This window comes from Streptomyces sp. NPDC090442, assembly GCF_044769405.1.
Taxonomy (GTDB): domain Bacteria; phylum Actinomycetota; class Actinomycetes; order Streptomycetales; family Streptomycetaceae; genus Streptomyces.
In genome coordinates, this window is sequence record NZ_JBIVXW010000015.1 from 40,235 (window position 1) to 64,059 (window position 23,825).

Sequence of the window (23,825 nt, forward strand, 5' to 3'; positions counted from 1 at the left end):
CATGCGCACGCTGTGTGCCAGCACCCTGATAGGGGAGTTCTTCGTGATCGGCTTCGCCGGTCTGGTCGCGATGCAGCTCACCGACCTCTCCCGGGTCACCATCTGGATCGTCAGCGGTGTCGCGATGCTGCTGAGCGTGCTGCTCTGCGGGATGCTCTCCCGCCCCGGCGGCATCCAACTGGGCTGGGCACTCCAGATCGCGCTGATCGCCAGCGGCCTGGTCGTCCCCACGATGTACTTCCTCGGCGCCGTCTTCGCCGCGCTGTGGTGGGCCTCGGTCCACTACGGACGGAAGATCGACGAGGCGAAGGCCCGCTTCGCGGAGTCGGCGGCTGCCGGCTGAGTCCCACGCTCGTGGCCGTCGGGTGTCGTGGGAGGGCGCGTGACGGGCGCACTCGGCGATGGCCTCGCGCCGGGGGCGCCTTGAGTGCGCTGTACCCGGCAGCGAACGGTGCGGTGTCCAGGCGATAGCCTGGCGCCGCTGACCGTCGTTCAGATAGCAGGGAGTCCCTCCGTGAGCCAGCGCACCCTCGTCCTTCTCAAGCCCGACGCCGTCAAGCGCGGTCTGGTCGGCGAGATCATCCGTCGCATCGAGCGCAAGGCGAACTGGACGATCACCGCGCTGGAGCTGCGCACCCTCGACCGCGAGGTGCTGGAGCAGCACTACGCCGAGCACGTCGGCAAGCCCTTCTACGAGCCGCTGGTGGAGTTCATGTCCTCCGGGCCGGTCGTCTCCCTGGTCGTCGAGGGCGAGCGGGTCATCGAGGGCGTCCGCGCGCTGGCCGGCCCCACTGACCCGATTGCCGCTCCCAGTGGGTCCATTCGTGGGGACTTCGGAACGATCACCCGGGAAAATCTGATCCACGCCTCGGATTCCGAAGAGTCCGCCGAGCGCGAGATCAAGATTTTCTTCCCCGGGATTTCCTGATCGGAAGTGAGCCCCCAACCCCCTTGTGACCAGGGGCGACCGATGAAATCATCGGTCGCCCCTCGGTGTTTGGGGCCGGCGCGCGGGAACGCGTTCGCGCGACACGACGTCACCATTAAGGGGGGCGGGTACGTGTACGGCTGACAATGGCGGAACGACCTCCCGCCGTGTTCGTGTGGGAACACTACGAACTACGATGGAGGCTTCCGCGCCGCACGGCGCATCACCTCCTGCCGACCTCAAAGTAAGCATTCGCTCCAGTTGGGAAGGCCAGACGTATCCTCATGGGGAACAACATGTCGTTCATCGGCCGTGACATGGCTGTCGACCTCGGGACCGCCAACACGCTGGTGTACGTCAGGGGCCGCGGCATCGTCCTCAACGAACCGTCGGTCGTGGCCATCAACACCAACACCGGCGGCATCCTGGCCGTTGGCGCCGAGGCGAAGAAGATGATCGGCCGGACGCCCGGCAACATCGTCGCCGTGCGGCCCCTGAAGGACGGCGTGATCGCCGACTTCGAGATCACCGAGCGGATGCTCCGCTACTTCATCCTCAAGATCCACAAGCGGCGCTACCTCGCCCGGCCGCGGGTGGTGGTCTGTGTTCCCTCCGGAATCACGGGAGTTGAGCGCCGCGCGGTCATCGAGGCGTCGACCCAGGCCGGCGCCCGCCAGGTGCACATCATCGAGGAGCCGATGGCCGCCGCGATCGGCTCGGGCCTGCCGGTCCACGAGGCCACCGGCAACATGGTCGTGGACATCGGCGGCGGTACGACCGAGGTCGCGGTCATCTCGCTCGGCGGCATCGTCACCGCCCAGTCGATCCGGGTGGCCGGCGACGAGTTGGACAACGCGATCATCCAGCACATCAAGAAGGAGTACAGCCTCCTGCTGGGCGAGCGCACCGCCGAGTCCATCAAGATCACCATCGGTTCGGCGTACGACCTGGAGCAGGACGAGCACACCGAGATCCGCGGTCGCGACCTGGTCTCCGGGCTGCCCAAGACCGTCGTCATCTCGGCGGCCGAGGTCCGCAAGGCCATCGAGGAGCCGGTCAACTCCATTGTCGACGCGGTCAAGACGACCCTCGACAAGTGCCCGCCGGAGCTGTCCGGTGACGTCATGGACCGCGGCATCGTTCTCACGGGTGGTGGCGCGTTGCTGCGTGGCCTGGACGAGCGGCTGCGCCGCGAGACGGGCATGCCGATCCACATCGCCGAGGACCCGCTCGACTCCGTCGCGCTCGGTTCCGGAAAGTGCGTCGAGGAGTTCGAGGCGCTCCAGCAGGTCCTGGACTCCCAGCCGCGTCGCTGACGCAGGCGGTCCCGACCCGTTGCGGCGGCGTCACACCCCGTTCGCACGGGTCGGGCACCATACGGAAACGGCCGATCCGCCCGGCGGATCGCCGGCTCACAACCGCAACGCCCCCACAGACACGGTGCACTGACGTTCCACCACCGCACCGTCACAGCAAGGCACAACGCTCAACCCCCGAACGAGACCGGCGGGGCCCGCAGCCGGCCGGTCCTACGAGGAAGGACACGGCCGCCGCACGTGAGGGACACACGAGAGAGCCGGCTGCTGCTGGTGCTGCTGGTCGCGATCGCGTTTGCGTTGATCACGGTCGATATCCGCGGCGGCGAACAGTCCCCGCTCGACGGTGCCCGGCAAGCCGCCGCCTCCGCCTTCGGCCCGGTGGAGCGCGGCGTGGCCCGCGTCGTCAACCCGGTGGGCAACGCCGTCAGCGCGGTGCGGGACTCCGGTGAGCGCCACGACCGCATCAGCCAGCTGGAACACCAGAACGCCGCCCTGAAGCTGAAGTTGGGCACTCCGGACCGCAACCGCAACCGCGCCGCCGAGCTCGACAAGATCCTCAAGACCGCGGCCACCGGCCAGTACGCCATCAAGGGCGCCGAGGTCATCGCCATCGGGTCGGCGCAGGGATTCTCCTGGACCGTCACCATCGACGCCGGCAGCCGCGACGGCATCGCCCGCGACATGACCGTCCTCAACGGCGACGGGCTGGTCGGCCGGATCACCACCGTCACCCCGCACACCTCCACCGTGCTGCTCGCCGCCGACCCGGAGTTCACCGTGGGCACCCGGATGGAGAAGACCAACGAGATCGGCTTCGCCAACGGGCAGGGCGTCCGCTCGCTGCGCGTCCAACTGCTCAACGGCAAGGCCGATGTGAAGAGGGGCGACCGGCTGGTCACCTTCGGCTCCAGCAAGGACAAGCCGTTCGTGCCCGGGGTGCCGGTCGGCACGGTCAGCAAGGTCGAGCCGCTCAACGGCGACCTGACCCGCACCCTCCAGGTCCGGCCGTTCGTTTCCTTCTCGTCGCTCGACGTCGTCGGCATCGTCGTCCAGCCGCCCCGGAAGGACCCGCGGGACACCGTCCTGCCGCCCCCGGTCAAGCCCCGGCCGACGCCGACGGTCACCGTCACGGCCACCCCCTCCGCGAGCGCTTCACCCAGGAGCTGACCGATGCGCATCAACCGGATCCTGCTCGCCACCCCGCTGGCGGTCCTCGCCCTGATCATCCAGGTCGGCATCCTCGCCAGACTCCATCTCCCGGGCGCCGTACCGGACCTGCTGATGCTCGTCGTGGTCGGCCTGGCCCTGGTCTACGGGCAGGTCGGCGGCTCGCTCATCGGCTTCGGCGCCGGGCTGCTCGCCGACCTCGCGCCGCCCGCCGACCACGCCATCGGCCGGTACGCCCTGGTCCTGTGCGTCATCGGCTACGCCGCGGGCCTGACGAAGCCGGACGGCGGTCAGCACCGCTCGGCGACGCTGCCGCTGATCGTCGTGCTGGGCGCCGCCGTCGGCTCGACGCTGCTGTACGCCGGGGTCGGCTCGCTGGTCGGCGACACCGCCGCGCGGCACGTCGGCCTGGTCGGGCTGGTGCTCAGCGCCACCCTCTACGATCTGCTGCTCGCCCCGTTCACCGTTCCGTTGGTGATGGCGGTGGCGCGCCGCACGGAGCACGACCCGTTGGCCACCGACACCGGTGGCGGCACCGGCGCGGTGGTCGGGCGGCACCCGGCCTGGCTCACGACGGGCACCGGGTTGAAGGCCAGCCGTAACGCGATGAAGGCGATCCGTACCGGCCGGGTGCCCAGGCCGGCCGGGGCCGGACGCAAGGGGGTCAAGGGCATCAAGGGGGTCAAGCGGCTGTGAGCAACGCCCACCCGTCGCCCGCCACCACCCCGGCAGGAGGCGCTGCGCGCCGCTCCTTTTTGTCGCCGTTGCCCGCCGCCACCCCCCAAGGAGGCGCTGCGCGCCATGAGTAACATTCCCGAGACCGGGAGGACTTCCCGGATCACCATCCGGCTGATCGCGATTCAGATCCTGGTCTTCTCGCTGCTGCTCACGCTCGGCGGGCGGCTCTGGTACCTCCAGATCCGCAACGGCCAGGAGTACGCGGCGAAGGCCAAGTCCAACCACGTCCAGCAGGTCGTCGAGCCCGCCACCCGCGGCTCGATCCTCGACGCCCGCGGGGTGCCGCTGGCCGACAACCAGACCCGGCTCGTGGTCTCGGCCAACCGCACCGACCTGCTGAAGATGAAGGACGGCGGCAAGGCCGTCCTCGGCCGGCTGGCCAAGGTGCTGGGCCTGTCCACGCAGGACATCCGCAACAAGGTCCGGCTCTGCGACGCCAAGACCCCGCAGCCCTGCTGGAACGGCTCGCCGTACCAGCCGATCCCGATCACCGACAAGGCCACCACCCAGCAGGCCCTCCAGATCCGCGAGCGGTCCGAGGACTTCCCCGGCATCAGCGCCCAGCCCACCGCCGTCCGCCGCTACCCGGCGCCCGGCAAGGCCAACACCGCCCAGGTCCTCGGCTACCTCTCGCCGGTCACCGACCAGGAGATCCAGAAGGCCAAGGACGGCCCCTCGCCGTTCCTGCGCTCGGACCAGATCGGCCGCTCCGGGCTGGAGCGGCAGTACGACGACTACCTGCGCGGCAAGGCCGCCGTCACCCGTTACGAGGTCGACAACCTCGGCCGGGTCATCGGCCAGGCCGACAGCGACAAGGGCCAGGCCGGCTCGACCCTGATCACCAGCATCGACGCCCGCGTCCAGGCGCTGGCGGAGCAGCAGTTGGACGAGGCCATGAAGACGGCCCGCACCCAGGTGGACCGGAACACCGGCACCAACTACAAGGCCGACTCGGGTGCCGTGGTCGTCATGGAGGCGAAGACCGGCCGGGTGGTGGCGATGGCCTCCAACCCGACCTACGACCCCAACTCCTGGGTCGGCGGGATCTCCGGCAAGGACTACGCCAAGCTCACCGGCAAGTCGTCCAACTACCCGCTGCTGAACCGCGCCATCCAGGGGCAGGCCGCCCCCGGCTCGATCTTCAAGGTCATCTCGACCTCGGCCGCGGTCAACGCGGGCTACCCGTTCGACGGCCACTACCCGTGCACCAGCTCGTACAGCATCGGCGGCCAGGTCTTCAAGAACTTCGAGGGCGAATCGGAGGGCGACATCACCCTGGGGCGGGCGTTGGAGGTCTCCTGCGACACCGTCTTCTACCGGATCGGCCACGACGAGTGGAAGAAGGACGGCGGGGACAAGCCGGTCAAGGACCCGCACGACTGGTTCTACAAGACGGCCCACCAGTTCGGCCTCGGCAAGGAGACCGGCGTCGACCTGCCCAACGAGGTCAAGGGCCGGGTCCCCGACCGCCAGTGGAAGAACGCCTTCTGGGTGGCCAACAAGGACAGTTGGTGCGCGCACCCCAAGAACGCCGACGACTACGTCTCCAAGCTGGCGCGGGAGAACTGCCTCGAAGGCATGAAGCTGCACGCCTACGACTCGATCAACTACGCGATCGGCCAAGGCGACACCCTCGTCACCCCGATCCAGATGGCGACCATCTACGGGGCCCTGTCCAACGGCGGCACCCTCTACACCCCGACCATCGGCAAGGCGATCGTCAGCCCCAACGGCAAGACGGTGCAGATGCTCAAGCCCCGGTCGCACGGCCGGCTGCCGGACAGCCAGCAGACCCTCCAGCAGATCGGCGCCGCGCTCCAGGGCGTGACCGAACGGGGCACCGCCGCCTGGCGGTTCCAGGGCTGGCCGCAGGACAAGATCCCGATGCACGCCAAGACCGGTACCGCCGAGGTCTACGGGAAGCAGACCACCTCGTGGTTCGCGACGTACACCAAGGACTTCACGATCGTGATGACGATCGCCCAGGGTGGTACCGGATCCGGCGCCTCCGGACCGGCCGTCCGCAACATCTACAACGCGCTCTACGGCGTCAACGACAAGGGCGAGATCGACGACAAGGCGGCGCTGCTCCCGCACGCGGAGAGCAAGCTGCCCAAGATCGAGAGTGACGGCACCATCCCGTCCCCGCCCATCAAGCCGCCGAGCGCCTCGCCGTCCCCCTCCGGGAGCCCCACGCAGTGACCACACCGCTTCTGTCCCGGACCTTCTCCGTCCGCCGCTACGGCCCCGAACAGAGCGTCTGGGGCCGGCTGACGGCGCGCGACTCGGTGGTGCGCCGGCTGGACTGGATACTGCTGCTGTCCTGTCTGGTGCTCTCCCTCCTCGGTTCGCTGCTGGTCTACTCCGCCACCCGCAACCGCACCGAACTCAACAAGGGCGACCAGTACTTCTTCCTCGTCCACCACCTGCTGAACACGACGATCGGCATCGGGCTGGCGGCCGGCACCGTCTGGCTCGGCCACCGGATGCTGCGCGGCGCCGTCCCGTTCCTCTTCGCCGGTTCGGTGCTGCTGGCGCTGTTGGTGCTGACGCCGCTGGGCGCCACCATCAACGGCTCGCGCTCCTGGTTGGCGATCCCCGGCGGCTTCTCGCTCCAGCCCGCCGAGTTCACCAAGATCACCATCACGCTGGGCATGGCGATGATCCTCGCCGCCCGGGTCGACGCCGGCGACCGCCCGTACCCGGACCACCGCACCGTCTTCCAGGCCCTCGGTCTGGCGGCCGTCCCGGTCGGCGTGATCCTGCTGATGCCGGACCTCGGCTCGGTGATGGTGCTCGGCGCCATCATCCTGGGCGTGCTGCTGTCCAGTGGCTGTTCCAACCGCTGGATCCTGGGGCTGCTGGGCACCGGCGTGGTCGGCTGCCTCGCCATCTGGCAGCTCGGGCTGCTGGACGCGTACCAGATCGCGCGGTTCGCCGCGTTCGCCAACCCGAGCCTGGATCCGGCCGGCGTCGGCTACAACACCAACCAGGCCCGGATCGCCATCGGCGGCGGCGGGCTGAGCGGCTCCGGCCTCTTCCACGGCAGCCAGACCACCGGCCAGTTCGTGCCCGAGCAGCAGACCGACTTCATCTTCACCGTCGCCGGCGAGGAGTTGGGCTTCCTGGGCGCGGGCCTGATCATCCTGCTGCTCGGCGTGGTGCTGTGGCGGGCCTGCCGGATCGCCCGCGAGACCGGCGAGCTCTACGGCACGATCGTGGCCGCCGGCATCATCGCGTGGTTCGCCTTCCAGTCCTTCGAGAACATCGGCATGACCCTGGGCATCATGCCCGTCACCGGCCTGCCGCTGCCGTTCGTCTCCTACGGCGGCACGTCGATGTTCGCGGTGTGGATCGCGATCGGGCTGCTGCAGTCGATCCGCGTCCAGCGGCCGGTCTCCGCCTCCCGCTGACCCCTCGTGCCCGGCGGGGTCGGGGTCAGTGCCCGCCGTGCAGCTCGAACCAGAGCGACGTGGTGTGCGCCGGGCCCTCGAACGGGGTCGTGCCCCAGTCGTCGGCGAGCCGGCTGATCAGCAGCAGGCCGTGCGCGGAGTCGCGGTCGCCCGGCCCTTGGGCGGGGACGGTGGCCGTTCCTCCGTCGTGCACGCTGATCCGCAGCGAGTCGGCCGCGGTCAGCACCCGCAGCAGGACGTCGGCGGAGCCCGGTGTGCGCAGATGGGCCCGGGTGACGGCCTCGGAGGTGAGGAGCACGGCGGTCTCGCGCAGCGCGGCGAGCGGGCCGTGGCGCAGCACCGCGCGAACGAAGTCCCGGGCGGCCTTGGGGGCGGTGGGCCGGCTCGGCGTCGTGAGGAGGTACGGACGGGCGCCCGCCGCGACGCGGAGAGGGGGCCGGGCGACGGCTGCGGTGTCGGGGTGCACGGTTTCTCCCGGTGTGGATCGAGCCGATTGCCACGCTGTGTGGGCGATGTGTCACACACCGTAAGGCACCGTGCGTCGGCGGTGCCACCCACTTCGGCCGGGGATCGCTGTCGGACGGCTGGTCGGGCGCGTTGCGGCTGACTAGATTCGATGCATGGCGGACACCGTGCGGGAGATCGAGCGGAAGTACGAGACGGATCCGGCCGTCGCCACCGACGGGTTGCCCGACCTGACCCGCGTCGGCCGGGTCGCGACCGTGGCGGAGGGCCGCCCCCGGCTTCTCGACGCCGTCTACTACGACACCGCGGACCAGCGCCTGGCCGCGGACCGGATCACCCTGCGGCGGCGCACCGGCGGCCCGGACGCGGGCTGGCACCTCAAGCTCCCGGTCGCGCTCCCCGAGGCCGTCGGCGCGGTGCGCGACGAGATCCGTGCCCCGCTCGCCGACGCCCCGCCCCCCGAACTCACCGCCCTGGTCCGCTCCCGCGTCCGCGGCGCCGCGCTCCTGCCCGTCGTGCGACTGCGCACCCGGCGCACCGCGCACGTCCTGCGGGACGCCGCCGGCGCGCCGCTCGCCGAGGTCGCGGTGGACGACGTACGGGCCACGCGGCTGCACCCGGAGGGCGCGGGGGAGGCCCGCTGGCGGGAGATCGAGGTGGAGCTCGACCCCGAGGGCGGCGCCGGCCGCGAACTGCTGGACGAGGTCGGACAGTTGCTGGTCGAGGCCGGGGCGCGCCCGTCGGCCGCGCCGTCCAAACTGGCCCGCGCCCTGGCGGAGACCGCGCCCGACGGGGCCGCGCGGCCCACCGGGAAGGGCGCCGAGCACGCGGACGAGGGGCGTGGCCGCACCGCCGGCGACGTCGTGCTCCGCTACGTCCGGGCCCAGGTGCGCGCGATCGTCGAGTTGGACCCGGCGGCGCGGCGCGACCTGCCCGACGCGGTCCACCAGATGCGGGTCGCCACCCGCCGGCTGCGCAGCGCCTTCCGCACCTACGGCAAGGTCCTGGACCGGACCGCCACCGACCCCCTCGGGGGCGAACTGCGTTGGCTGGCCGCCGAGTTGGGCGCCGGCCGGGACCAGGAGGTGCTGGCCGACCGGCTCACCGCCGCGCTCGCGGAGGTCCCCCGGACCCTGCGGCTGGGGCCGGTCTCGGCCCGGCTGCGCACCTGGTCGGTCCGGCGCCGCGCCGGCGCCCGCGACCGCCTGCTCGCCGCCCTCGACGGCCCGCGCCACCTCGCCCTCCTGGACGACCTGCACGCCCTGCTCGACGCCCCGCCGCTGCGCGCCCCCGCCGCCCGCCCCGCGCCCGCCGTCGTCGCCGGTGCGGTCCTCAAGGACTACCGGCGGCTGGCCCGCCGGGTCGAGGCCGCCCTCGCCGCCCCCGCCGGGCCGGGCCGCGACGAGGCCCTGCACGGCGCCCGCAAGGCCGCCAAGCGCGCCCGGTACGCGGCGGAGGCGGCCACCCCGGCGCTCGGCCGCCCGGCCCGCGCCTTCACCCGGCGCACCAAGCAGCTCCAGCAGCTCCTCGGCGACCACCAGGACGGCGTGGTCGCCCGCGCCGCCCTCCGTGACCTGGCGACCCAGGCCCGCCGGGCCGGCGAGAGCGGCTTCACCTTCGGCCTCCTCTACGGTCGCGAGGAGGCGCTGGCCGCCGAACGGGAGCGCGAGCTGCCGGCCCTGTGGGCGGAGGTCTCGCGCCGCAAACACCGGGACGCGTTGCGCAGGTGACGGGTGGGCCGGGACCACGGCCGTCGAAGGGGCGCTCCCGAGCGGGTTACGCTTGTGAGTCGCCCCCTGTCAGCCCACGAAGGTTCGAGATGTCCGAGTCGGTCTTCCCGCAGCTCGAAGCTCTGCTGCCGCACGTGCAGAAGCCCATCCAGTACGTCGGCGGTGAGCTGAACTCCACCGTCAAGGAGTGGTCGGACTGCGACGTCCGCTGGGCTCTCATGTACCCCGACGCCTACGAGGTGGGGCTGCCCAACCAGGGCGTCATGATCCTCTACGAGGTGCTCAACGAGCAGGAGGGCGTCCTCGCCGAGCGCACCTACAGCGTCTGGCCGGACCTCGAAGCGCTGATGCGCGAGCACCAGGTGCCGCAGTTCACGGTGGACTCCCACCGCCCCGTCGGCGACTTCGACGTGCTCGGCCTGAGCTTCTCCACCGAGCTCGGCTACACCAACATGCTCACCGCCCTCGACCTGTCCGGCGTCCCGTTGGAGGCCAAGGACCGCACCGAGGACCACCCGCTGATCCTGGCCGGCGGCCACGCCGCCTTCAACCCCGAGCCGATCGCCGACTTCCTCGACTGCGCGGTCATCGGCGACGGCGAGCAGGCCGTCCTGGACATCACCAAGATCATCCGGGCGTGGAAGGCCGAGGGTCGCCCCGGCGGCCGCGACGAGCTGCTCTTCCGCCTCGCGCGGACCGGCAGCGTCTACGTCCCCAAGTTCTACGACGTCGAGTACCTCGGCGACGGCCGCATCTCGCGCGTCGTGCCGAACCGCTCCGGCGTGCCGTGGCGGGTCTCCAAGCACACCGTCATGGACCTCGACGAGTGGCCCTACCCCAAGCAGCCGCTCGTCCCGCTGGCCGAGACCGTCCACGAGCGGATGTCGGTCGAGATCTTCCGTGGCTGCACCCGCGGCTGCCGCTTCTGCCAGGCCGGCATGATCACGCGTCCCGTACGGGAGCGAAGCATCACCGGCATCGGCGAGATGGTGGACAAGGGGCTGAAGGCCACGGGATTCGAGGAGGTCGGCCTGCTGTCGCTGTCCTCCGCGGACCACACCGAGATCGGCGACGTGGCCAAGGGCCTCGCCGACCGGTACGAGGAGGACAAGATCGGGCTGTCGCTGCCGTCGACCCGCGTCGACGCCTTCAACATCGATCTTGCCAACGAGCTCACCCGCAACGGGCGCCGCTCCGGCCTGACCTTCGCCCCCGAGGGCGGCAGCGAGCGGATCCGCAAGGTCATCAACAAGATGGTCTCCGAAGAGGACCTGATCCGGACCGTCGCCACCGCCTACGGCAACGGCTGGCGCCAGGTGAAGCTCTACTTCATGTGCGGGCTGCCGACCGAGACCGACGACGACGTGCTGCAGATCGCCGACATGGCCATCAACGTCATCGCCAAGGGCCGCGAGGTCGCCAAGTCCAACGACATCCGCTGCACGGTCTCCATCGGCGGTTTCGTCCCCAAGCCGCACACCCCCTTCCAGTGGGCGCCGCAGCTCTCCTCCGAGGAGACCGACGCCCGCCTGGCCAAGCTCCGTGACAAGATCCGCGGGGACAAGAAGTACGGCCGCTCGATCGGCTTCCGCTACCACGACGGCAAGCCCGGCATCGTCGAAGGCCTGCTCTCCCGCGGCGACCGTCGGATCGGCGCGGTCATCCGCGCCGTCTACGAGGACGGCGGCCGCTTCGACGGCTGGCGCGAGCACTTCTCCTACGACCGCTGGATGGAGTGCGCGCAGAAGACGCTGCCCGACTTCGGCGTGGACGTCGACTGGTACACCACTCGCGAGCGCACCTACGAGGAGGTCCTCCCCTGGGACCACCTCGACTCCGGTCTCGACAAGGACTGGCTGTGGGAGGACTGGCAGGACGCCCTCGACGAGACCGAGGTCGAGGACTGCCGCTGGACCCCGTGCTTCGACTGCGGCGTCTGCCCGCAGATGGACACCTCCATCCAAATCGGCCCGACCGGCAAGAAGTTGCTGCCGCTGTCCGTCGTGAAGTGACCCCCGGACGGGCGGCGGCCTCCCGCCGACGCCCGTCCCGCACCGCGTGCGCCTCCGGCCCGGTCCCGCCCTGTGCGGGGCCGGGCCGGATCCGTACCCGCCGCCGGCGCGCGCCCGCAGAATGAGGCCCATGGCCCCGCAACTGATCGCCCCCACCGTCCGCGTCCACGACTCCTTCCGCGCCGCCATGGCGGAGTTCCGCGCCGAGGGCGTGCACCGCTCCCCGGACTCCAGCCTCGGCCGCGAGCTGCGGACCTGGCGCCCCCATTGGCCGTCCACCGAGGGCTTCGCCGCCTACGTCCACGAGGTCGGCGGGGTCGCCCTGGACGAGCGGACGGACGGTTCGGTCCCGGTCTCCACGTTCTGGTGGGTGGACGGCGACGCCTTCCTGGGACGGATCACCGTCCGGCACCGGCTCACCCCGTCCCTGCGGGACCTCGGCGGCCACATCGGCTACGCGGTGCGCCCCACCGCCCGCCGCCGGGGCCACGCCACCGCGATGCTGCGCGCCGTACTGCCGTACGCCCACCACGAGTTGGGCCTCGATCCGGTGCTGGTCACCTGCGACGACACCAACGCCGGCTCGCGCCGGGTGATCGAGGCGTGCGGCGGGGTTTTCGAGGACCGCCGGGCGGAGAGGCTTCGGTACTGGATCTCCGCGTGAGGGCGGAGTCCGGGCCACCGGCGTCCCACCCGTCCGAATGGATTTCGCCGGGCGGACGGGGCCGCGGGGCACGGCCGGGGCGCCCCGCCGGGAACCGACCGGGGAGACGGCACGTACTCTAGGTAAAGACGTCCGGGCACGATGTGTCCCCGCTCACGCGGTGATGATCCGGACGGGGCGGCACCAGCCGCGCCCCTACACCAAGGAGAAGTAACACTGGGCAAGCGACAGCCCGAAGGCCCGCCGCCCGCACCGGCGGTGCAGCGCATCCGACTGCGCTACACCAAGCGCGGCCGCCTCCGGTTCACCAGCCACCGCGACTTCCAGCGCGCTTTCGAGCGGGCGCTGCGCCGCGCCGAGGTCCCCATGGCCTACTCGGCGGGCTTCACCCCGCACCCCAAGGTGTCGTACGCCAACGCCGCACCGACCGGTACCGGCAGTGAGGCCGAGTACCTGGAGATCCAGCTCACCCAACACCGCGACCCGGAATCCGTCCGGGCGCTGCTCGACGCCTCCCTCCCGACCGGCCTCGACGTGACCGACGCGGTGGAGGCGCACACCAGCGGCCTCGCCGACCGGCTCCAGGCGTCGGTGTGGGAGCTCCGGCTCGACGGGGTCACCCCCGAGGAGGCCGGGCGCGCCGTCGAGGCGTTCCTCGCCGCCGCGGAGGTGCCGGTCGAGCGCCGCACCAAGAACGGCATGCGGACCTTCGACGCCCGGGGCGCGGTGGCGCGGCTTGAGGCCGGCCCGGCCGAGAGCGCAGTGGCCCCGATGCCCGGCGATAGGCCCGGCGGCGGTGCCTGTGCGATACTGCGGCTGGTTGTTCGGCATCTGACACCTGCCGTTCGACCCGACGACGTCCTGTCCGGCCTCCGGGTTACGGCCGACCTGGCGCCGCCGGTCCCCGCAGCGGTGACCAGGCTGGCGCAGGGGCTGCTCGATGAGGAGACCGGTTCGGTGACCGATCCGTTGGCGCCCGACCGCGACGCTGCCACGGCCGCTTCATCAACGGCCGCCGGGCTGAGTACCGCGAAGGCGCAGAGCGGGGCCCCGGCGACTTCCGGGGACGGCACTGCGTAGGACGCGTCGTCGCGTCGCCGGTGACCAGGGCATCACCCCGGTTCGGCGGACGCACTGACCAGGAGACTTTCGCCGGTCCGGTCCACGGGCCCGGCGAGCGAGACGACAGCTCCCGTGCGGCGCCCGCGCCCCGGACGGTGGTACCGCGCTCATCACGCGGTCCGCGGCCGGAATCAGGCGTGGCGCCCGGGAGCGTGACGGGAGAACCGCCCGCATGCTCGAATCTATTGAGCCCAATGAATCCACTCGGTCCGCGGATCGTGCTGGCAACAACGACACCTCGCCCAGCGACACGCTGCCGCCGCGCCGCCGGCGCCGCGCGGCGTCCCGCCCGGCCGGCCCGCCGGCCGCTACCCCGGCCGAGACGACGGTCGTGAGCACCGAGACCCCGGTGGCGAGTGCCGCCGTGGAGACCCCCGCGCCCGCCGCCGAGGAGCGGCCGGCCCGCCCGCGCCGCCGGGCGACCCGCAAGGCGACCGCCCCCGCCGGCGCGCCCGCAACCACCCCGGAGCAGTCCGCCGAGGCGCCGGCCGTTGCCGAGGCGCCCGTCGCGGCTGCCGAGGAGGAGGCGCGTCCGGTGCGTGGGCGTCGTCGGGCGACGCGTAAGGCCACGGCGCCGGCCGGTGCGCCGCAGGCCGCCGTCGAGGAGAGCGCCGCGCCGCCGGTCGTCGAGGAGACGCCGGCCGCTGCCCCCGAGGAGGAGCCGCGCCCGACCCGTGCGCGTCGTCGGGCCACCCGCAAGGTGAGCGCGCCGGAGCCGGTGGTCGAGGAGACCGCGGACGAGGAGGAAGAGGCGGCGGAGGAGACTCCGGCCGTTGCCGAGGCGCCCGTTGTGGCCGCTGAGGAGGAGGCGCGTCCGGTGCGTGGGCGTCGTCGGGCGACGCGTAAGGCCACGGCGCCGACCGGTGCGCCGCAGGCCGCCGTCGAGGAGAGCGCCGCGCCGGCCGCCGCGCAGCCGGCCGTCGAGGAGTCCGCCGAGGCCGAGGCCCCGCGGCGCCGGCGTCGTCGGACCGAGCGGCCCGCGGAGCCGGTGGCCGCCGAGGCGCCCCGTGCCGAGGAGAAGGCGGAGGCGCCGGCCCGGGGTCGCCGCCGGGCGCAGCGCCCGCCGACCGCCGTCTTCCAGGCGCCGGTCTTCTCTTCCGAGCCGATGTTCCAGACGCCGGAGAGCGCCGCCGTCGCGCACGCCGCCGCCCGCCAGGAGGCCGCCACGGTCGAGCAGCCGGTGGAGGAGGCGCCCGCGGCCGCCACCCGTCGCCGTCGCCGCCGCCGTGGTGAGCCGGCCGAGGCCGAGCAGGTGGCCCCGGCGCAGGTCGAGGAGAAGGTGACCGAGGAGAGCGCCGGGACCGCCGAGGCCGTCGAGGCCGAGGAGGAGCACGCCGAGGTCGTCGGCGAGGAGGGCGAGCGTCCCTCGCGCCGGCGTCGCCGGGGTGGCCGCCGTCGTCGTCGCGGCGAGGCGGTCGAGGACGCCGAGGAGCAGTCGGCGGAGGCCGGCGCCGCCGAGGAGGAGGCCGAGACCGCCGAGGGCGAGGAGCCGGCCGAGGCCGAGGAGGAGGCCGAGGGCCCCGTCAGCACCAGCAGCAGCCGTCGCCGTCGGCGTCGCCGCCGGCGCGGTGGCGACAGCGCCGAGGCCGAGCCCGCGCACGCCGACGACCCCGAGCGCACCGTCGTCAAGGTCCGCGAGCCCCGCAAGAAGGACGAGGGCACCGGCGCCGACGAGGTGCAGTCCATCAAGGGCTCGACGCGCCTGGAGGCCAAGAAGCAGCGTCGCCGCGAGGGCCGCGAGCAGGGCCGTCGCCGGGTGCCGATCATCACCGAGGCGGAGTTCCTGGCGCGCCGGGAGGCCGTCGAGCGCGTGATGGTGGTCCGGCAGAGCGGCGAGCGCACCCAGATCGGGGTCCTTGAGGACAACGTGCTGGTCGAGCACTTCGTCAACAAGGAGCAGGCCACCAGCTACGTCGGCAACGTCTACCTGGGCAAGGTGCAGAACGTCCTGCCGTCGATGGAGGCCGCCTTCGTCGACATCGGCAAGGGCCGCAACGCCGTGCTCTACGCCGGCGAGGTCAACTTCGAGGCGCTGGGCATGGCCAACGGGCCGCGCCGCATCGAGACCGCGCTGAAGTCCGGCCAGTCGGTGCTGGTGCAGGTCACCAAGGACCCGATCGGCCACAAGGGCGCACGGCTGACCAGCCAGGTCTCGCTGCCCGGCCGCTACCTGGTCTACGTGCCCGAGGGCTCGATGACCGGCATCAGCCGCAAGCTCCCGGACACCGAGCGGGCCCGACTGAAGCAGATCCTCAAGAAGATCGTTCCCGAGGACGCGGGCGTCATCGTGCGCACCGCCGCGGAGGGCGCGAGCGAGGACGAGCTGCGCCGGGACGTCGAGCGGCTGCAGGCGCAGTGGGAGGAGATCCAGAAGAAGGCGAAGGCGGCCTCCACCAGCTCGCCGAGCCTGCTCTACGGCGAGCCGGACATGACGGTCCGGGTCGTCCGCGACATCTTCAACGAGGACTTCTCCAAGGTCATCGTCAGCGGTGACGGCGCCTGGGAGACCATCCACGGCTACGTCTCGCACGTCGCGCCGGACCTGGTCGACCGGCTCCAGCGGTGGACGTCCGAGGTCGACGTCTTCGCGACGTACCGGATCGACGAGCAGCTGATGAAGGCGCTGGACCGCAAGGTCTGGCTGCCCAGCGGCGGTTCGCTGGTGATCGACAAGACCGAAGCCATGGTCGTGGTCGACGTCAACACCGGGAAGTTCACCGGGCAGGGCGGCAACCTCGAAGAGACCGTCACCCGGAACAACCTGGAGGCGGCCGAGGAGATCGTGCGCCAACTGCGGCTGCGCGACCTGGGTGGCATCGTCGTCATCGACTTCATCGACATGGTGCTGGAGTCCAACCGGGACCTGGTGCTGCGGCGCCTGCTGGAGTGCCTGGGCCGGGACCGGACCAAGCACCAGGTGGCCGAGGTCACCTCGCTCGGCCTGGTGCAGATGACCCGCAAGCGGGTCGGCCAGGGGCTGCTGGAGTCGTTCTCCGAGCAGTGCGTGCACTGCAACGGCCGCGGCGTCATCGTCCACATGGACCAGCCGACGGCGGCCGGCGGTGGCGGCAAGCGCAAGAAGAAGGGCAAGGCCGGGGCGAACGGTGCCCAGCCGGAGCAGCCCGTCGAGGTCGAGGTGCCGGTGTCGGCCGTCGAGGAGGCTCCGGAGCTGGAGCCGGTCGCGGTGACCGAGGCCCAACTGCAGCCGTCGGTGGACGGTGCCGACGAGTGGTTCGGCAGCCCCGCCGAGGCCGAGGCCGCCGCAGCCGGTCGGGGCCGGGGTCGCCGTCGGGCGAGCCGGAAGGCGTCCGCGCCGGCCGGTACCCCCAAGGCCACCGAGGAGGCCGCCGCGATCGTGGTGCCGGCCGCCGAGCCGGAGCCCGAGAAGGCCCCGGAGCCGGCCGTCGAGGCGCCCGTGGTCGAGGCCGCTGCCGAGCCGGAGCCCGCGCCGGCGCGTCCGCGTCGTCGGGCCACCCGTCGGGTGTCCGCGCCGACCGGTTCGCCGGAGGCCGCCGGTGAGGCCGCGGGGACGATCGTGATCACCGCGCCGGCCAGCGAGCCGGAGCCCGAGAAGGCCCCGGAGCAGCCGGCCGAGGCCACCGAGGGTGCGGAGGTCGCCGAGCCGGAGCCCGCGGCGAAGAAGACCGCGAAGGCGACGGCGAAGAAGGCGACGGCCAAGAAGGCCACCGCCAAGACCACGGCCAAGAAGACCGCGGCGAAGAAGACCACGGCCAAGACCGCGACCAAGAAGACGGCGGCGAAGAAGACCACCGCCAAGAAGGCCGCGACCAAGAAGACCACCGCGAAGAAGACCACGACGAAGAAGGCTGCGGCGAAGAAGACCGCGGCCGCCGAGCAGTCCTCGGCCGCGTCGGTGTCCGCCTCCGCGGAGGACTAGAGCAGTGCCCGGCCCCGGGCCGTCGAAAAGGCGGTCCGGGGCCGGTTTGACCCCCTGGTCGAGGCCCCGTAACCTTGACCGTCGGTGTCTGTGGACACCACCACTTCTGAGCACACACCTCTCGGCTCCGCCGAGGGAGGCCGCTCGTCCACCCGTCATCCACGGGTCGGATTCCACGGGACGTCCCTGAGCCCGTGAGGGCGGCTGGCATCAGAGGATCGAAACCTAGCGAGAGAGAGTTCCGCGTGTACGCGATCGTGCGCACCGGCGGGCGCCAGCAGAAGGTTGCTGTTGGCGACGTCATCGAGGTTGACCGCATTTCCACCAGCAAGGTCGGCGACACCGTCGAGCTCTCCACGCTGCTGGTCGTCGACGGCGACGCGGTCACCAGCGACCCGTGGGTCCTGGCGGGCGTGAAGGTCCAGGCCGAGGTCGTCGACCACCACAAGGGCGACAAGATCCGGATCCAGAAGTACAAGAACAAGACCGGTTACAAGAAGCGGATCGGCCACCGCCAGCTCCACACGGCGCTGAAGATCACCGGCATCGACGCTCCGGCGAAGTAAGGGACTGAGGAGACATGGCACACAAGAAGGGCGCATCGTCCACTCGGAACGGTCGCGATTCCAACGCTCAGCGGCTCGGTGTGAAGCGCTTCGGCGGTCAGACCGTTCTCGCCGGTGAGATCCTGGTCCGCCAGCGTGGCACCCACTTCCACCCGGGCACGGGCGTCGGTCGCGGTGGCGACGACACCCTGTTCGCCCTGCAGCCCGGTGCGGTGCAGTTCGGCACCTTCCGCGGCCGCAAGGTCGTGAACATCGTCCCCGCCCAGTAATTCGGGCCAGGACGCACGTCGAAGCACGTTGTCAGGGGCGGACCGCCTCTTCCCGCGTCAAGCGGGAAGACCGGTCCGCCCTTGGCGCGTTGAGAAGAAGACAACCCGCCGTGCGCGCGGCGGGCCGGGTGTCGCGCGGACACCCGCTCAGTACGTAGAAGACCCCGCTGATCTGGAGGCACCCCCACCATGACCACCTTCGTGGACCGCGTCGAGCTGCACGTCGCCGCGGGTAACGGAGGCCACGGCTGTGCCTCCGTCCATCGGGAGAAGTTCAAGCCGCTCGGCGGTCCGGACGGCGGCAACGGTGGCCGCGGCGGCGACGTGATCCTCGTCGTCGACCAGGACGTCACCACGCTCCTGGACTACCACCACCACCCGCACCGCAAGGCCACCAACGGCCAGCCGGGCGCGGGCGACAACCGCGAGGGCAAGAACGGCAAGGACCTGATCCTGCCGGTGCCCGACGGCACCGTCGTCCTGGACGGGAACGGCGAGGTGCTGGCCGACATGGTGGGCCAGGGCACCCAGTTCGTCGCCGGACAGGGCGGCCGCGGCGGCCTCGGCAACGCCGCGCTGGCCTCCGCCCGCCGCAAGGCCCCCGGCTTCGCGCTGCTCGGCGAGCCCGGCGGGGCCCGGGACATCGTGCTGGAGCTCAAGACCGTCGCGGACGTCGCGCTGGTCGGCTACCCGAGCGCCGGCAAGTCCTCGCTGATCTCGGTGCTCTCGGCGGCCAAGCCGAAGATCGCCGACTACCCGTTCACGACGCTGGTGCCCAACCTCGGCGTGGTGACCGCCGGCGCGACGGTCTACACCATCGCCGACGTCCCCGGCCTGATCCCCGGCGCCAGCCAGGGCAAGGGCCTGGGCCTGGAGTTCCTGCGGCACGTCGAGCGCTGCGAGGTGCTCGTCCACGTCCTGGACACCGCCACCCTGGAGTCGGACCGTGACCCGGTCTCCGACCTCGACATCATCGAGGAGGAGCTGGCCCAGTACGGCGGCCTCGGCGACCGGCCGCGGGTGGTCGTCCTCAACAAGGTCGACATCCCGGACGGCCAGGACCTCGCCGATATGATCCGCCCGGACCTGGAGGCGCGCGGCTACCGCGTCTTCGAGGTCTCCGCGGTGGCCCGGCAGGGCCTGAAGGAGCTGTCCTTCGCCCTGGCGGAGATCGTCGCCGCGGCGCGCGCCGCCAAGCCGCCGCAGGAGACCACCCGGATCGTGATCCGCCCCAAGGCGGTCGACGACGCGGGCTTCACGGTCACCAAGGAGGCCGACGGCCTCTTCCGCGTCCGCGGCGAGAAGCCCGAACGCTGGGTCCGCCAGACCGACTTCAACAACGACGAGGCCGTCGGCTACCTCGCCGACCGGCTCAACCGCCTCGGCGTCGAGGACGCGTTGCTCAAGGCGGGCGCCCGCGCCATGGACGGCGTGGCGATCGGCTCCGAGGACGACGCGGTGGTCTTCGACTGGGAGCCGTCGATGTCGGCCGGCGCGGAGATGCTGGGCCGGCGCGGTGAGGACCACCGCTTCGAGGCCCCGCGCCCGGCCGCCCAGCGCCGCCGTGACCGCGACGCGGAGCGCGACGAGGCGCAGAGCGACTACGACGGCTTCTCGCCGTTCTAGCCGCGGAGTTCGCGGCGGCCCGGCGGCCGCTCGACGAACGTCCCGCACGACGACCGCAGGCCCGGGAGGAGCGCTCCTCCCGGGCCTGCGGTCGTTCTGACGGGACCCACGCGAGCGGCCCGCCGGACGGCTAGACGGTGGCGGTCGTGTCCGAGGCGCCGCCGGTGCCGTTGGGGGGCCTCTCCACGGTGGTCACGCCCTGCTGGGAGCGCTGGACGGGGATGCCGGAGAGCCGGCTCTCCATCCGCCGCCGACGCTCGTCGGCCCTGCCGCACAGCTCCACCGCGGCCCGGTTGAAGCGGACCGTCGAGGGCGGGTCGGACGGGCCGAGCAGGTACTCCTTGAGCTCGGCGCGGGCCGCGGCCAGACCGTCGAGCTCCGGGGTGCGCACCGCGTCGAGGAGCGCGGGCACGCCGGACGCGTCGGGCGTGAGGATGGTGGCCGCCCGGACGGTCGGGAAGGCCGCCCGGAAGTCGTCCTCGGCCATCCCGGAGGTGTTGGCGACGGCGTACGGCTTCTCGCTGGTCAGGTAGTCCGAGACCACGCTGGAGACGTCGCTGATCAGCAGGTCCGCCTGGTTGAAGCAGGCGAAGATGCCGGGGCGCGCGGTGGTGATGACCCGGTGCTCCCACTCGGGGAAGGAGTCCCAGTACGCCCCCTCCCAGGCGGTGACCGCGGCCTCGACGGCGGCCGCGCGGCCCTCCTCGGGGGTGCCCTGGAGCCGCATCCGCTCCAACTCGTCGGCGTTCTTGCGGAAGGCGGCGGTGGTCAGCCGGTCCAACTCGGCGGTGCGGCGGGCCAGTTCGGATGCGGCCTCCGGGCCGGGCAGGGCGCCGCCGCGCCGGGCGTTGGCCTCCGTGATCATCGCCTGGATGCGGGCGTCGGCGGCGCCGGCCCGCGGTTCCACCGAGCCGGTCATCGGGTGCGGCTTGTAGAGCAGCCGGACCGCGGGGTCGGCGAGCAGGGCGCGGACGAGGTTCTCGCCGGCCAGGATCACCGAGGTGTTGCCCGGGTTGCCGTCCCAGCCCTCCCAGGTGGGGGCGTAGAGCACGGTGGTGTACCGGGCGAGCGGGGCGCCCTCGTAGGGGCGGATCGGCGCCAGTTGGGGGCGGCCGACCTCGACGACGTCCTTGTCCTCGACGCCGATGTCGGCGAGCTGGTAGCGGTCCCGGGCCGCCGGACCGGCCACCCACACCTCGTCGTACGCCTTGGCGTACGGGTTGCAGGAGGAGAGCTTGTCGCTCTCGCCGTGGTTGATGAAGGCGTGCTTGATGGAGGGGATCCGCAGGATCTGCGAGGTCTTGCCGGAGTTCGCCGGGTGCAGCAGCACCTTGAGGGCGGAGTGCTCCAGGCGCATCAGGTGGGCGACCTTGGGGATGCAGACGATCGGGATGTCGGTGGCCTCGATCTTCTGCACCATGAACCGCTCGCGGAGCACGATGATCGGCTTCCCGTCCAGGTCGGCCAGGGTGTCGAGCCACATGTTGGCCTGGTAGGCGGAGGTGGCGCCGCCGGAGAAGTACATGCCGACCGTGGGGCGGTAGTCGGCCAGCCAGGCGTCCAGCCAGGCCAGGGCGCGCTGTTCGTCGATGACGCCCTTCCCGGGCAGCAGCCAGGTGCTCAGGTAGAGGGTGCCGCCGGCGGAGAGCAGCAGTGCGACGGTGAGGCCGAGGCCGCCCCACAGGACGTTGCCGGTGACGGCCGTGACCATCAGGCCCGCCGTGGTGGGCACCGAGAAGCGCAGCAGGCGGCGGCCGGTCTGGCGGTAGAGCAGCCGCGGCGGGGCGTCGGTGAGGCCCAGCGCGCCGGCGTCGATGTTGCGGGTGACGAACGGCAGGCTGCGGGACCGGCGGACCAGGACGGCGATGGTCTGGCACACGAAGTGGGTGCCGTAGAAGGCGAGCAGGGTGATGGTGAGCGGGGCCTGCTCCTCCAGGGGGTTGATGCCGTCGATGTGCAGGAGGCCGACCAGCATCGACATGTCCCGCAACAGTTGACGCACCGTCACGTCGAACCGGATCCGGCCGAGGAGGGAGAGCAGGCCCGGTTGCAGATGCTGGAGGACCAGGTCAAGAGCCAGGTTGACCACGGACGCTGCGATGAACAGCGGAATGACGGGCAGCAGCGCGCCGAGCAACTGGGCGGTGAACGCGAACATCATCGCGAAGAGCGCCGCGAGCTGGACGGCTCGTCTGGGGGCGATTCCGGCGGAAGGCACGGGGAGGGCTCCTGGCAGCAGAAAGTTCGAGGGGGAGGCCGGGGACGGCGACCGGGTTCCGCGCTGCGACGCCGCCGAGGCGGCGAAACGGGACCGATTGACACCCGACCGTATGACCTTGTTGGCCTTGGTGACAATCTGCTGTGGCGCTCTTCACCGCGAAACGGACCAATCGAACGCAACCTGCGGGTGGCATTTTCCGTCTTACTTTATTTACTTGGGTGCCCCGTCGCCGCGTTCCCGGTGTCCGCGGGGGCGTCCGCCAGGCGATATGACGAGGCGTCCGCCGGGGCCGCTGCCGTAGATTGCGGCTGTACGGCTTCCGTACGTCTTCAGGGACCGCGAGCACAGGGGTATGCAGGTGGCAGGGGCAAGGCACGACGAAGGAGCGGCCCTCGGGGCCTTCGCCGAGGGCGGTGGCGCACCGGAGGCGCCGGCCGGCGGCGACCCGGGCCGCCAGGACGTGACGGACGCCCGCCGGATCGTGGTGAAGGTCGGCTCCTCCTCGCTGACCACGGCCGCCGGGGGCCTGGACGCGGACCGCGTCGACGCCCTGGTGGACGTGCTCGCCAAGCACCAGGACAAGGAGATCGTGCTGGTCTCCTCCGGGGCCATCGCCGCCGGCCTCGCCCCTCTGGGGCTCGACCGCCGCCCCCGCGACCTGGCCCGGCAGCAGGCCGCCGCCAGTGTCGGCCAGGGCCTGCTGGTCGCCCGCTACACCGCCTCGTTCGCCCGCTACGGCCGCCGGGTCGGCCAGGTGCTGCTGACCTCCGACGACACCAGCCGGCGGGCCCACTACCGCAACGCCTGCCGCACCCTGGACCAACTGCTGGCCATGGGGGCGGTGCCGATCGTCAACGAGAACGACACCGTCGCCACCGACGAGATCCGCTTCGGCGACAACGACCGGCTGGCCGCCCTCGTCGCCCACCTCGTCCGCGCCGACCTGCTGGTCCTCCTCTCCGACGTGGACGGCCTCTACGACGGCGACCCGGCCATCCCCGGCACGTCCCGGATAGACGTGGTCGCCGGGCCCGAGGACCTGACCGGCATCTCCATCGGGAGCGCCGGGAAGTCCGGCGTCGGGACCGGCGGCATGGTCACCAAGGTCGAGGCGGCCCGGATCGCGGCCGCGGCCGGCGTCCCCGTCGTGCTCACCTCCGCCGTGCACGCCGGCGACGCCCTGGCCGGCGCCGACACCGGCACCCACTTCCTGCGCACCGGCCGCCGCTCCGCCGACCGGCTGCTGTGGCTGGCGCACGCCTCGACGCCGCGGGGCGCCCTCGTGCTGGACGACGGGGCGGTGCGGGCCGTCGTCGAGCGGAACTCCTCGCTGCTGCCGGCCGGGATCTCCGGCGTCGAGGGCGAGTTCTCCGCCGGCGACCCGGTCGAGCTGCGGGACGCCGACGGTCACGCCGTCGCCCGTGGGTTGGTCAACTTCGACGCCCGGGAAATCCCCCGATTGATTGGTCGTTCGACCAGGGACCTGGCCCGCGAGCTCGGACCGGCGTATGAGCGGGAGGTCGTGCACCGCGACGACCTGGTGCTGCTTCACCGCTGACGCCCCGCCCCACGGGACCGCGGCGCGGTCCGTACGGGACCGGCCCTCCGTCAGCCTTTCATTGGGGACCTTCGGTAAAACCGCCCCGCGAGCGGCCGCGGGCTGGTCAACTTTGTTGCGGGGGCGCCG

Annotated in this window: 18 protein-coding genes; 16 read left to right on the forward strand and 2 right to left on the reverse strand. The window is 72.0% G+C overall.

What is annotated here, in order from left to right; all coding sequences use genetic code 11:
- Window position 1: 1 nt before the first annotated feature.
- The 7 genes from ACIQU6_RS13265 (at window position 2) to ACIQU6_RS13295 (ending at window position 7,565) form a co-directional block, all read left to right on the forward strand.
- The gene (locus tag ACIQU6_RS13265; RefSeq protein WP_403481726.1) at window positions 2-343 is read left to right on the forward strand and encodes a DUF4233 domain-containing protein; all 342 of its coding nucleotides are present in this window, start codon (window positions 2-4) and stop codon (window positions 341-343) included.
- A gap of 171 nt (window positions 344-514) precedes the next feature.
- Window positions 515-928, forward strand: a complete 414-nt coding sequence (ndk, locus tag ACIQU6_RS13270; RefSeq protein ID WP_383420158.1) for a nucleoside-diphosphate kinase — start codon at window positions 515-517, stop codon at window positions 926-928.
- Between the two features lie 296 nt (window positions 929-1,224).
- Window positions 1,225-2,244 carry a rod shape-determining protein gene (locus tag ACIQU6_RS13275; protein ID WP_003985182.1) on the forward strand — a complete coding sequence of 340 codons (1,020 nt, stop codon included), beginning with the start codon at window positions 1,225-1,227 and terminating at the stop codon, window positions 2,242-2,244.
- A gap of 240 nt (window positions 2,245-2,484) precedes the next feature.
- Window positions 2,485-3,414 (forward strand): rod shape-determining protein MreC, encoded by a 930-nt coding sequence (gene mreC, locus ACIQU6_RS13280; protein WP_403481727.1) that lies wholly within the window; start codon window positions 2,485-2,487, stop codon window positions 3,412-3,414.
- Between the two features lie 3 nt (window positions 3,415-3,417).
- The gene (gene mreD / locus ACIQU6_RS13285; protein ID WP_403481728.1) at window positions 3,418-4,110 is read left to right on the forward strand and encodes a rod shape-determining protein MreD; all 693 of its coding nucleotides are present in this window, start codon (window positions 3,418-3,420) and stop codon (window positions 4,108-4,110) included.
- Window positions 4,111-4,215: 105 nt separating this feature from the next.
- Window positions 4,216-6,354 (forward strand): penicillin-binding protein 2, encoded by a 2,139-nt coding sequence (gene mrdA / locus ACIQU6_RS13290; RefSeq protein ID WP_403481729.1) that lies wholly within the window; start codon window positions 4,216-4,218, stop codon window positions 6,352-6,354.
- Window positions 6,351-7,565, forward strand: a complete 1,215-nt coding sequence (locus tag ACIQU6_RS13295) for an FtsW/RodA/SpoVE family cell cycle protein (RefSeq protein ID WP_403481730.1) — start codon at window positions 6,351-6,353, stop codon at window positions 7,563-7,565. Before mrdA ends, ACIQU6_RS13295 begins: the two co-directional genes overlap by 4 nt.
- A gap of 25 nt (window positions 7,566-7,590) precedes the next feature.
- On the opposite strand, the gene ACIQU6_RS13300 is transcribed toward ACIQU6_RS13295, so the two are convergent.
- Window positions 7,591-8,031, reverse strand: a complete 441-nt coding sequence (locus tag ACIQU6_RS13300) for an ATP-binding protein (RefSeq protein ID WP_403481731.1) — start codon at window positions 8,029-8,031, stop codon at window positions 7,591-7,593.
- A 154-nt stretch (window positions 8,032-8,185) separates the two neighbouring features.
- On the opposite strand from ACIQU6_RS13300, the gene ACIQU6_RS13305 reads away from it, so the two are divergent.
- The 8 genes from ACIQU6_RS13305 to obgE all read left to right on the forward strand — a co-directional run bounded on the left by ACIQU6_RS13305 (window position 8,186) and on the right by obgE (window position 19,917).
- Complete coding sequence (locus ACIQU6_RS13305) at window positions 8,186-9,760, forward strand: CHAD domain-containing protein (RefSeq protein ID WP_403481732.1); 1,575 nt, start codon at window positions 8,186-8,188, stop codon at window positions 9,758-9,760.
- Between the two features lie 89 nt (window positions 9,761-9,849).
- Entirely contained in the window at window positions 9,850-11,772 is a 1,923-nt protein-coding gene (locus ACIQU6_RS13310) for a TIGR03960 family B12-binding radical SAM protein (RefSeq protein WP_403481733.1), read from the forward strand.
- 130 nt (window positions 11,773-11,902) lie between these two features.
- A complete protein-coding gene (locus tag ACIQU6_RS13315) occupies window positions 11,903-12,436 on the forward strand; it encodes a GNAT family N-acetyltransferase (RefSeq protein ID WP_403481734.1) in 534 nt (177 codons plus the stop codon).
- Between the two features lie 258 nt (window positions 12,437-12,694).
- Complete coding sequence (locus ACIQU6_RS13320; RefSeq protein ID WP_403481735.1) at window positions 12,695-13,516, forward strand: TIGR03936 family radical SAM-associated protein; 822 nt, start codon at window positions 12,695-12,697, stop codon at window positions 13,514-13,516.
- Between the two features lie 214 nt (window positions 13,517-13,730).
- A complete protein-coding gene (locus ACIQU6_RS13325) occupies window positions 13,731-17,456 on the forward strand; it encodes a ribonuclease E/G (RefSeq protein WP_403481736.1) in 3,726 nt (1,241 codons plus the stop codon).
- A gap of 245 nt (window positions 17,457-17,701) precedes the next feature.
- Entirely contained in the window at window positions 17,702-18,022 is a 321-nt protein-coding gene (gene rplU / locus ACIQU6_RS13330) for a 50S ribosomal protein L21 (protein WP_018538042.1), read from the forward strand.
- A gap of 14 nt (window positions 18,023-18,036) precedes the next feature.
- On the forward strand, window positions 18,037-18,291 hold the full coding sequence (rpmA, locus tag ACIQU6_RS13335; RefSeq protein ID WP_274915727.1) for a 50S ribosomal protein L27: 255 nt from the start codon (window positions 18,037-18,039) through the stop codon (window positions 18,289-18,291).
- A 189-nt stretch (window positions 18,292-18,480) separates the two neighbouring features.
- Window positions 18,481-19,917, forward strand: a complete 1,437-nt coding sequence (gene obgE / locus ACIQU6_RS13340; RefSeq protein ID WP_403481737.1) for a GTPase ObgE — start codon at window positions 18,481-18,483, stop codon at window positions 19,915-19,917.
- 130 nt (window positions 19,918-20,047) lie between these two features.
- Here obgE and ACIQU6_RS13345 read toward each other — a convergent pair whose 3' ends face one another.
- A complete protein-coding gene (locus tag ACIQU6_RS13345; protein WP_403481738.1) occupies window positions 20,048-22,135 on the reverse strand; it encodes a hypothetical protein in 2,088 nt (695 codons plus the stop codon).
- A 463-nt stretch (window positions 22,136-22,598) separates the two neighbouring features.
- Between ACIQU6_RS13345 and proB the strand changes: the two genes are divergently transcribed.
- On the forward strand, window positions 22,599-23,696 hold the full coding sequence (gene proB, locus ACIQU6_RS13350; protein ID WP_403481800.1) for a glutamate 5-kinase: 1,098 nt from the start codon (window positions 22,599-22,601) through the stop codon (window positions 23,694-23,696).
- Window positions 23,697-23,825 lie beyond the last annotated feature (129 nt).